The sequence below is a fragment of the Calothrix sp. CCY 0018 genome (assembly GCF_963920925.1).
GTDB lineage: Bacteria > Cyanobacteriota > Cyanobacteriia > Cyanobacteriales > Nostocaceae > Rivularia.
Genome location: NZ_CAWUDI010000020.1, coordinates 69,013 through 80,394 on the forward strand (window position 1 = coordinate 69,013; position 11,382 = coordinate 80,394).

The following is an 11,382-nucleotide window of genomic DNA, read 5'->3' on the forward strand; positions in this document are numbered from 1 at the left end:
TATGCCCTAACGGGCACGCTCCGCTAACGCGGCTATACAAGCAAAACCCGGCGACCTGGGTTAAAAATCTATTAGTCCACGCAGGTGGACTTTGCCTGTGTAGTAGCGTTTTTAACCGCCGGATACTTTTAAAACATCCTCTTAGATATATTAATTACCATACTTCTTGTAGTACGAGCCGGATGGTTTTACTTGCGATCGCGCTGTAAATCCCACAAAGCTTTTTCCAAAACCCATTTATCGGATTTACCGGGGTTAGAGTAAGAGGGCATACTGGAAAAGTCGCTGTGCTGTTGCTTCGTCATAGCGCACCAACATAAGTATTTCTTGCCAATCCTTTGAGCTTTTGGGGATGTGTGAAGATTGCTTCCGATATGTCTTTCTGTAACCTTTAGGATACTTTGTACCGCGCTTATATCTTCTAGAGAGCAACCATCGTGGCGTTTGGTTGTGCGCTTGAGTAGTTATGTAGCATATCCAAAAAGCAAATGACATGGCTATCAGCCATAAAACTATAATTAAATTTTTCATGGTTTGAGCGGTAGACGAACCAACTCTTTCCAAGATGGAGGAACTTTCTAATGATTGTAATCGGAGAGTTCCCGTATTTTTATCTTACGTATTTTTTCGGTATTCTTTTAATTATCAAGTTAGTACCTAAAAGCGGGATTTAGCTGATATCTTGCACCATTCTCGTTAAATCCGAATTCCGCCTTGAAATAAATTTCAAGGCTAATATACGAAGTACGTTAAAACGCACTACAATCACCGATCTAAACCTTAACTAGTCTGATTTATCAGACTTTGTATGTGAGCCTGGGAATTTATTCCAAGGTGGTTGTGAAAGCTGACTGAGAATGATGCAATATATCAGATTTAAAGGACTTAACTCCTAACTCCTAACTATTCCCCATCTTCTAAATCACATCTTTCAAAACTTTACGGGTATTGTGCCAAGCCCAAATACCAATAGTGGCAACTATAAAACTGATTCCTAAAAGTACGATTCTTAAGCCGAAATAATTTGTCAGTCTTTCGGTAATTAATAATGGTGCTGTTAAAGCAATGTTTACCGCATGATTTTGGAAGCCAAATATCTTACCGTGCATATCTGGGGGTGTTTGCTGCTGGATTAATGTTTGCATCGGTACCGCGATTAATGCTGCACCCAAACCTAATAGAGTACTAAGCGCTAAAGCTAAGGGCAGATTATGAATGAATGTGAACACGGCTAACACAAATGCCATGCTCAAAAATCCGAATAAAGGCAAAGGTTTGTGATGGAATTTTTCGCCCCAATGACCTAAAATACCGGCTCCTAAAACCATTCCTACCCCTGCTGCTGCTAGGAAGAAGCCGAATTGTTTTTCTTGTAACCCGAATTTTTGCGCCAATCTAATCGATAATGCAACCAAGGAAGCAAAAACACAATACAAAGCAGTTAACTGCACCATTGCGTTCATAATCAAACGCTTTTTCTTCAGATAGCGCAGGCAGTCTTTAAATTCCGCTATAGGATTAACTTTTTCAGCTTTTAAGTCAGGTTTATTGCTCTTTAACTTTACGGGTATTTTGATCAGTGAGGAAATCAGATATAGCCCACCCACAATAAACTCTTGTCCGTATCTTTCCCCCAGCCAACTTTTACCCAGACTTAATAGGGGTTCGCCTACAGCAAAACCTATAATTATAGCACCCATCATGGTGCTGGTAAACAGCGCATTGGCAGCCATCAAGCTGTCTCGCTTGACCAAAATTGGTATGGCGGCTTGCTCTGCTGGGGCAAAAAATTGCACAATTACGGAGTTAGCAAAAGTGATTGCGAATAAAATCAAAAATTCTCTTGGTAAAAATGGAATTGCTATCGTCAAAAGTCCTCGTAGCAAATCCGAGCCAATCATAATCGGCTTTTTGGGGAATCGGTCAACAATTATACCGCCTAGCGAGCCAAGTAGAATAGCTGGTAAAGTAAACGCTAGAAACAAATCCGCACGTCTACCATCTTCAACTACACCTACTGCAAGTGGGTACTTTTCAAGCAGTGCAATTGTCAACACGAAAAAGATTTTGTCTGCTAGCTGACATATGATTTGTCCTATCCATACCAGCATGAAATTACGGTTTCTAAGTACCGCACCAAATCCTTTATTAACAGCAGCAGGTTCAGTTGGAAACATTCTTAGGTGGGGGTTAATGACTGCGTTGTCGGGAGGGGGAGTAAGTTAGGAGTTAGGAGTTGTGATTTATATTGACATTTGTACATTTTTGATCGAGTCTTAGTTTGTACTTCTTATGGTAGTGGGAGCGTCTCGAACCCTCGCTTGAAGGAAGCAATAAAACTCCCACTACGGTTCATTGAAATAACCATAAATTATAAAGACAAGAGCTATAAATTCTATTTTTAACTTTTAACTTTTAACTTTTAACTCATAACTCATAACTCCGATCTTTTATCACTTAACTTATAAATTCTCCTCCTGTTTATCTTCAAGCTTTTCCGGATTAAATTACTTGATAACGTTTTAATAATATGTTCACAAATTCAGCCGCAGTCAAGGATATTGGTAATTCTTCTGATGGTGAATCTACTAGATAACCGTCAACTGTTGAAGGCGATCGCCATAATTCTAAATGCTCTACAGCAGGTTGTGCGTAAAAGTTATTATCGCCGCTACCAAGCAAGCAAGAACTCCAATGCGTGAAGTAATCGTGAGAAGCGCGATGGATAGGGAAATTACCAGTTAAAGGTACCATCCATCCATCTATAGCAATAAAAGCCTTAACATTACCGACCGTATTCTGCCATAAACTAGCAGCAGCAATCGCTCCAACGACACCAGCACTGAAGCTTATAAATATAACAGGTGATTTTAGCTCCGGAGCTAAACTGTCGCGCAAAAACTGCCAGATATGAAATCCCGATAAAGCAGATAGATTGTTTGCCGGAAATTCCAGTATATTCACGCTCGCTTGATTTAAAGAGCTATTAGAAATTGCGTCAGTTAAACTTCTGATAAAGCTTTTAGTCAAGCTAGATTCGTGAATTCCAGGACAAATAATTACGTTCATCAATTTTAACTAACAGATTTACAAGTTGGCCGCTTGACAGCTTAGACAGTCATAAATATAACCTTTATTTGAAAAATTACTTAGAAAAATAATGATTTTTGATATATATAATTTATGATTATCTTTTATTTTAAATCTATTCAGAGAATAATTAGTCTACAGCGATCGTTAAATATTAAGGTTAAATACAAAATCGTAAATTTTTTTATCGAAAGATAAACAGGTATGTAATAAAAAAAATGTATCATTTTGGGATATGCTATCCCCCAGCATAGGATAATTATCTATACTGAAGTAATAAAAGGCTCTACCAAGGTTGCACAAGAGGAATTAATTGTGGTTGCTACACCAGAAAAAATCGAACTTACTCACGAGCATCTACCAAAGCAAAATCGAGTTGCCGTCCTACTTATGGGCTACGGTGAAGTAGAAAGCTACGAAGATTTTGCCAACTATAACGAGCAAGCTTTGAATCTACTTACAGCAAAGTTTGCACCAGTACCAACCTGGATTTACCCACCTCTAGCAAAAATGCTGGCGATATTCGATCTTCATGAGTGGGGACATACACACGATAATTTCATTTCACCCCACAACGCCATCTTTGAAAAACAACGCGCTGGAATTGAACAACAATTGCAAGAAAAATGGGGCGATAAAGTTGAGGTTTTCAAAGCTTTCAACTTCTGCGCTCCCCATCTTCCCCATCAAGTCTTAGCCGAAATCCATAATCAAGGCTTTGATAAACTCCTCATTTATCCATTATTAGTAGTCGATTCTATCTTTACCAGCGGTATCGCTCTAGAACAAGTTAATAAGGGTTTATCCCAGATGGCTGATGGTGAAGAGCATTGGCTAAAATCACAGCGTTACATTCCTACTTTCTACAACGAACCTAAATACATCAAGTTGATGGCAAAACTTGTAGAAGAAAAGATCGCAGCAGAATTAGGTAACGCTTACCTGCCCTCGGAAATTGGTATCGTGTTGATGAATCACGGTTGTCCCCACAAAGCCAAAGGATTCACTTCCGGAATTACCGAGTCTCAAATACTTTATGATTTGACACGCGAAGAATTAATCAATCGTTATCCCTTAATTTCTGTAGGTTGGCTCAACCACGATACTCCTTTGATTGAATGGACTCAACCCAACGCCGAGCAAGCAGCTAAAAACCTGATTCAAATAGGTGCAAAAGCCATAGTATTTATGCCCATCGGCTTTGCAACAGAAAATCACGAAACTCTCTTAGACGTACATCACATTATTCATAAGCTTGAGAAAAAGCATAAGGATTTAAACTGCATTCAGATGGATTGCGTCAACGATCATCATGAATTTATGATTATGGCTGCTGAATGGGCAGACTCTCATATCGAAGAGTTATTGTCAGAAGAAGCAACAGCAGTTAATCCTTCACAAGCAGTTGCTCATCACCATCATCATCATTAATAATAGAGAATTGGTAATTGGGCATTGGGCATTGGAATAACTTAAAGCTCAAATTCCCTTTACCTTTTACATTCTTTATTTTCTCCCATATTAAGCAAAATGAACTGTTACTTTTAGTAGCGGTTCATTTTGTTTATACTGACATCTTGCACCATTATCAACACCGCCTTGGAATCAATTCCCAGGCTCATAAGTAAAGTCTGATAAATCAGACTAGCAAAGGCTTTTAGTGCGTTTCAACGTACTTTGTATATCAGCCTTAAAATTGATTTTAAGGCGGGGATTCGGACTTAACGACAATGTTGCAAGATGTGATTTTAGAGTGATTTTGATAATTGATAATTGATAACTGATAACTGATAACTGAAAATGGCTAAAATATTTGAATCAATCACCGAAGAATTGCAAAAATTTATTGCAAACCAGCATATATTCTTTGTTGGTACTGCACCTTTAGATTCCAACGGACACGTAAACCTTTCTCCTAAAGGATTGGAAAGTTTTCGAGTACTTTCACCACATAAAGTTGCTTATTTAGATTTAACCGGCAGCGGCAACGAAACATCAGCGCATTTACAAGAAAACGGACGCATTACTTTTATGTTTTGCGCCTTTGAAGGAGCGCCGTTTATTTTGCGTCTTTATGGTAGCGGAAAAACTATTTTACCTAACAATTCAGAATGGGAATCTTTATACTCGCAGTTTTCCGAAATACCGGGAACTCGTCAAATAATAGTAGCCGATATTGAGAGAGTGCAAACATCTTGTGGTATAGGCGTACCTTTATATGAATTCCAAGGGCAGCGAGAAAGTTTAGTTAAATGGGCAGTTAAAAAAGGGGAATCAGGAATTAAGGAATATCATCAACAGAAAAATATGGTTAGCATTGATGGTTTAGCAACTCCGTTGAGTGAAATATTATAGGAATTAAGTAGGTGGGTACAAATAACTATGATACGCTCTGTCATTGCGAGGAGGAACGACGAGGCAATCGCAATAACTGGGATTGCTTCGTTCCATTCCCTAAGAGGGAACACTAAGCCCTTCGGGCATACTTCGTGAACGTGAACGCAATGACGTTTTACTTTTAATTAAACCTACCAACTTATGATTGCAAAATTATTATTAACTTTTAGACTTAGCATAGACGTAGCGAAGACGTAGCAATGCTACGTCTCTACAACAACTCCTAACTTTTGAATTATGGTACTCCAACTCAACCAGCAGCTAACCCTCGAAGAGTTTTTCAATCTTCCTCCAGGAGAGGGAGACATCACCTACGAACTCATTGATGGACAAGCAATTCCTAAAATGTCACCAAAAAAATTTCATTCCTCACTTACTCGCGCTTTTCTTTTTTTAATTGATGCATGGTGCGAAGATAAAGGAGAAATATGTCCAGAATGGTCAATTAAATTAACTCGTCATGGACGCGATTGGGTACCAACTCCAGATTTACTATACGTTTCCTACGAACGTTTACCAGAAAATTGGAATGAAAATGAAGCTTGTCCAGTACCGCCAGAATTAGCAATTGAAATTATCTCACCAGGGCAAACTTTTGGACAAATGGCAGGTAAAGCGCAAGATTATTTGAATGCTGGAGTATTAAGAGTTTGGGTAGTAGATAGCAAAGACAGAAGTATTACCGTTTTCTATCCAGATGCAGCACCGAAGACTTATAGAGGTGATGAAGTAATTACTGATTCTTTATTTGTAGGTTTAGAATTCAGCGTTGAAGGGGTGTTTCAAAAAGCGAAAATTCCTGTAAAAAATGATTAATTGTAGGGTGCTGTTACGGCTTTATAATTTATCACTGAAGGTTAGATTTTTGATAATGCCGTAACGCACCGAATTATGGTTCTATAAAGTATTAATTGATAGCAGAATTTTTTAGTTTATGCTTTCTGATGCCATGCTTGATAGAATTCGGGGTATGTCATATTTTCAGCGCATTTCCAGATGATTGTATAACAGTTCTCGAATTGACTGGGATTATTGTTATAAATTTCTACCGATAAGTAAGGGGTTAAAGTTGTGACTACTTTGGTCATATGTTTATTTTCTAAAATTTCACTTAAGCTTTGGGCAGCATATAATTTGGTACTATTATCAACATCTTGATTGCCGATTAAATCAACCAAAGCATTAATCGCATTTTCATTTGCAATGCCTATTTTTCCTAAGCTTCTCGCAGCATATAATTTGGTACTATTATCAACATCTTGATTGCCGATTAAATCAACCAAAGCATTAATCGCATTTTCATTTCCAATGCCTATTTCCCTTAAGCTTATCGCAGCATAGTATTTGGTAATATAATCAACATCTTGATTGTGGATTAAATCAACCAAAGCATTAATCAGATTTTCATTTGCAATGCCTATTTTCCCTAAGATTCTCGCAGCATATAATTTGGTATCATCATTAACATTTTGATTGCCGATTAAATCAACCAAAGCATCAATCACATTTTCATTTGCAATGCCTATTTTCCCTAAGCTTTGGGCAGCATGGTATTTGGTAATATAATCAACATTTTGATTGCCGATTAAATCAACCAAAGCATTAATCGCATTTTCATTTCCAACGTCTATTTTCCTTAAGCTTTGGGCAGCATAGTATTTGGTACGATTATGAATATCTTGATTGCGGATTAAATCCAAAGCATTAATCGCATTTTCATTTGCAATGCCTATTTTCCCTAAGCTTTGGGCAGCTTGGTATTTGGTACCATTATCAACATCTTGATTACGGATTAATTCAACCAAAGCATTAATCGCATTTTCGTTGCCAACGGCTATTTCCCCTAAGCTTTGTGTAGCATCTAATTTGGTAATAGGATCAACATCTTGATTGCGGATTAAATCAACCAAAGCATCAATCACATTTTCATTTGCAATGCCTATTTTCCCTAAGCTTTGGGCAGCTTGGTATTTGGTAATATAATCAACATCTTGATTACGGATTAAATCAACCAAAGCATTAATCGCATTTTCATTTCCAACGTCTATTTTCCCTAAGCTTTCCGCAGCATAGTATTTGGTACGATTATGAATATCTTGATTGCGGATTAATTTAACCAAAGCATTAATCGCATTTTCCCTATTCGTTTCTTGCAGTATTTTGTTTGCTGGCTGATTAATGTTGTCAATAAATGTCTCCCACTCTTTCGTTTCTAAATCAAATTTACCAAACCCCCATTCAACTATTTGTTCCACAATTTCATCAGCTAAATTACACTTTTTAAATTCAGCGATACCCTTAGCAGCTAGAAAGTAAACAGGATATCGATGAAAACCCTTGTTTACTATATCTATTTCAAAATGTTTAAACTTAAGAATATGGGGTAAGTTGTTATCCCAGCAACCATCATCAAATCCCACCAACGCTTTAATAAACTCTTCTTTCTCCACATCTAAAACATCATCTTCATCTCTCCCCAACCACAGCAAAATAACTTCCTTCCACTGCGGTTCAAAAATACGATACCTATGTGCAACTGGTTTATTAATATGCTCGCGGGGTAAAAAATAATCCCAATCATCAATTGCTAACGCTGCAAAATACTCCTGAAAATTAGCGTGAGAGAAAGCATAAACTTCTTTCTCACTTCTTGAATCTCTATCAACCAAGTTCAACCAACCAACACCAACATCACAAGCTAATTGAAATAGTTCTTCACCCATTTCCTGGCGTGCAAGTTTCCCCTGCAAACGAAATCTTGCTTTACTATCAATTCCTGCAAGTGCTAATTTACTTAATGCTTGGTGTAATTCATCTTTTTTCTCATCGGAATCCCTTAACTCTTCCGGAATATTTTTTGGTTTCCACTCATAAAAATAGGTTGTAAATCTCTCATATAATCCCGCTTTGGTTTCTGGTAATTCTCCTTGCTGATCCAAATAAAAGGTTTGACACAACAGGGATAAGCGCAGGGGATTTGTTACCAAAGAACGGATTTTATCGTGTCTACTTTCTTTTAACTTCGTCTGTAGCGCTGAACCTTTTTCTATACTTTCTGCATATTCAAACCAATCTTGAATAAATTCATCAACTTGTTCGGGTTTAAACTCTTGAGTTTTATATGTTTCAAAACCCGTGAGGGGATTATTGATTCTTTCATCCCAAACATTTAGCCGACAAGTCAACACAAACCGCGCTTTTCTCAACCAATCTGGTAATTTTTCGATTTTTAAAGCATCAAGAGGTGAGTTTTCCGCCATTTCATCCGCACCATCCAGCAGCAGCCAAATATCTCCTTGAGAAAAGCGTTGTTTTAACTGCTCTATGGTTTTTGAACATTCAACACTAGCAAACCATGTTTCTAACAAATAATTTTCTAAAGTCTCTCCTTGCAAACTAGCAAGAGAAATCCAAATTGGTAAATATTCGGTTTCATCTTTGAGATATTCAGCAACCTTACTCAATAAAGTTGTTTTACCCGCTCCCGCTTCCCCAATAATTGCAATATGCTTCTTTTCAGCAGACTGTACGCTAATTACTTCCTGTAGAAAAGCATCATGCTCGTAAGTTTTGACAATAACTTCCTTTTCTAATTCATAGGGATTTTCTGGTGAAGCAAATTTATCACGTCGCTGCTGCTGTTTGCGCTCTAATAAACCCAAGGGAACATGAACATTAATTTCAAATCCTCTTTCCGTGGCTTTGTGTCGGATGAATTCGAGTTGGTTTTCTAGCTTGTTGTGGAAAATTTCGCGCCATAAATCTTCTTCTTGCTGCTCTTTTGACGCTAATTTCTCCGATTTACCTTGTCTTTTCTCTTCCCATAATTCATCAAACTTTGTCAGATTTTCTTCTTTATTTCTTCCCCATAACTTCAGCGTAAAAATCCACACATCAGAACCTTTAGTTTGAGTGCGATTGTCTTCAAGTATTTTCAAATATTCTTTTAAATAATGATTTAGCGCTTCGCCAGTTTGCGTTTTTGCTGTTTCATCGTATTTATCCTTCCCTGTCAGCGCTAGCAATTCCCGTAAGGTAGTTGTGATATTTAAATTATTGCTATCTTCTGGTTCCCACTTATATGTAATACGTAAATTTTGAATACGTAAATTTTGTTCAAATTTATTATTGACATAATCAAGTAGCGCTTCCAAAAGACGCTTCACCCGATTTTGAATTTTTTCTCCATAAGAATAATTCGGCATGAGAACAGAAAAAACTTCAAAAAAGTTTGGGTTAACCCCAAACTGACTACTACCCCAAATTAATCTCTTCCGGATTGTAGCGAATTCACAGCATAAACTGAAAATCTTACCATACTTCAGTCATCTTTAGATGACTTGAGCTATGAGCTAGGGAATTGCATTCCCTAGTGGATTAGTAATTTAACAGTTTGATTCGGGGTACTACCCCAAACGGATACTGTATCCATCAACGAACTGAGATAGATAAATGAAAAATTTAACCGGCAAATTTATCGCTCTATTACTAACCCTGCAAATCATGCTCATGGGTATTCAAGCTAAAAATGGCATTCAAGATGGAGAATCACAAGTAGAAGTTTTTATCTTGATGATTAACAACTGTATTTCACTACTTCAACAAGTTAAAGATGATGAAGAAGATGATTAAGATACAGTAACTAGAGTGTTGACTTTGTGCATTTTGAGGGGGTAAAAAATCATGCAAAAAACGTGTTCGCCCCTTAAAGTGCGCCCTCTCCCCCTTCCCCTCTCCCAAGCTTGGGAGAGGGGTGCCCGCCAGGGCGGGGTGAGGGATTTGTGTTGCGATTATTACCGACATAAAAATTGTATGAATGAAAAACCGAGAAATTCTATCAAAGTCAACAGCCTATACAGTAACCCTATATCGTTTGTAATAATTTCAGATGATGAGAAACCCGGTTGTTTCAAAAAACCGGGTTTATAAACTTACTATTTTTCAGTCATCTTAAGATGACTTCAGCTATTAGCTAGGGGTTTGCAACCCCTAGCGGATTGTTGATTTAAGAAAATATACACAAACTAATCAAATGATTCTCGAAGTTGCAATATTAAACGTAAAAGAAGGAATGTCTGATGAATTTGAAGCAGCATTCAAACAAGCTTCAAAAATTATCTCTTCAATGCCGGGATACATCTCTCATGAATTACAAAAATGCATCGAAGTTCCAAATCGTTATATTCTGCTTGCTCGTTGGGAAACTTTAGAAGCTCATACCGTCGGATTCCGACAATCAAAAGAATATCAAGAATGGAAACAACTTTTACATCATTTCTACGAACCCTTTCCCGTGGTAGAACATTATTATTCAATTTTATAATCAATTAAAACTGCCAATCTGCCATGATAAGTTTAATTACTCTCCCCCAAATTGTTAATCGTGCTGCAAACTTGGACTTTATTGTAAAATAGTCGCTCATCGATTAAGCATAAATTCAAATGTCTCATAATTGTCTAGAAAATATTTACAACTACTTAAAAATATCAGATAAAATTGCTACTGCGGGACAACCATCTATAGAACAATTTGCTCATATAAAACAAGCTGGATATCAAGTTGTTGTAAATCTTGCGTTAAAAGATTCTGCTAACGCTTTACGTAACGAAAAAGAGATTGTTGAAGCTGAGGGGATGCAATACATTCATATACCCGTAATTTGGGAAAATCCTACGGAAGATAAGTTACATGAATTCATTCAAGTAATGAAAACAAACGTCGATCAAAAAATCTTTGTTCATTGTGCAGCAAATAAGCGCGTATCTGCTTTTATATATCTTTATCGCCGCTCTCAGGATATCGGTGATGAGGTAGCGAAAAAAGATTTACATCAAATTTGGATTCCGAATGAAACTTGGCAGCAATTTATTCATAATGTGAGAAAGGATTGATAA

9 protein-coding genes are annotated in these 11,382 nt (G+C 37.2%); 6 read left to right on the forward strand and 3 right to left on the reverse strand.

What is annotated here, in order from left to right; genetic code table 11:
* Nucleotides 1-917 precede the first annotated feature (917 nt).
* The gene (locus tag ACM03V_RS16045) at nt 918-2,177 is read right to left on the reverse strand and encodes an MFS transporter (protein WP_414621789.1); all 1,260 of its coding nucleotides are present in this window, start codon (nt 2,175-2,177) and stop codon (nt 918-920) included.
* 325 nt (nt 2,178-2,502) lie between these two features.
* The gene (locus ACM03V_RS16050) at nt 2,503-3,069 is read right to left on the reverse strand and encodes a hypothetical protein (protein WP_414621790.1); all 567 of its coding nucleotides are present in this window, start codon (nt 3,067-3,069) and stop codon (nt 2,503-2,505) included.
* Between the two features lie 336 nt (nt 3,070-3,405).
* On the opposite strand from ACM03V_RS16050, the gene ACM03V_RS16055 reads away from it, so the two are divergent.
* The 3 genes from ACM03V_RS16055 to ACM03V_RS16065 all read left to right on the forward strand — a co-directional run bounded on the left by ACM03V_RS16055 (nt 3,406) and on the right by ACM03V_RS16065 (nt 6,303).
* Complete coding sequence (locus ACM03V_RS16055) at nt 3,406-4,521, forward strand: ferrochelatase (protein WP_414621850.1); 1,116 nt, start codon at nt 3,406-3,408, stop codon at nt 4,519-4,521.
* Nucleotides 4,522-4,890: 369 nt separating this feature from the next.
* A complete protein-coding gene (locus tag ACM03V_RS16060; protein WP_414621791.1) occupies nt 4,891-5,445 on the forward strand; it encodes a pyridoxamine 5'-phosphate oxidase family protein in 555 nt (184 codons plus the stop codon).
* 279 nt (nt 5,446-5,724) lie between these two features.
* Nucleotides 5,725-6,303, forward strand: coding sequence for a Uma2 family endonuclease (locus ACM03V_RS16065; RefSeq protein WP_414621792.1), 579 nt, complete (start codon nt 5,725-5,727; stop codon nt 6,301-6,303).
* Nucleotides 6,304-6,419: 116 nt separating this feature from the next.
* On the opposite strand, the gene ACM03V_RS16070 is transcribed toward ACM03V_RS16065, so the two are convergent.
* Nucleotides 6,420-9,692: a HEAT repeat domain-containing protein gene (locus ACM03V_RS16070; protein WP_414621793.1), complete on the reverse strand. Its 3,273-nt coding sequence runs from the start codon at nt 9,690-9,692 to the stop codon at nt 6,420-6,422.
* Between the two features lie 304 nt (nt 9,693-9,996).
* Here ACM03V_RS16070 and ACM03V_RS16075 point away from each other — a divergent pair, with 304 nt between their 5' ends.
* The 3 genes from ACM03V_RS16075 to ACM03V_RS16085 all read left to right on the forward strand — a co-directional run bounded on the left by ACM03V_RS16075 (nt 9,997) and on the right by ACM03V_RS16085 (nt 11,379).
* The gene (locus ACM03V_RS16075; protein ID WP_414621794.1) at nt 9,997-10,119 is read left to right on the forward strand and encodes a hypothetical protein; all 123 of its coding nucleotides are present in this window, start codon (nt 9,997-9,999) and stop codon (nt 10,117-10,119) included.
* A gap of 400 nt (nt 10,120-10,519) precedes the next feature.
* Entirely contained in the window at nt 10,520-10,810 is a 291-nt protein-coding gene (locus ACM03V_RS16080; RefSeq protein ID WP_414621795.1) for an antibiotic biosynthesis monooxygenase family protein, read from the forward strand.
* A 119-nt stretch (nt 10,811-10,929) separates the two neighbouring features.
* Entirely contained in the window at nt 10,930-11,379 is a 450-nt protein-coding gene (locus ACM03V_RS16085) for a protein tyrosine phosphatase family protein (protein ID WP_414621796.1), read from the forward strand.
* Nucleotides 11,380-11,382 lie beyond the last annotated feature (3 nt).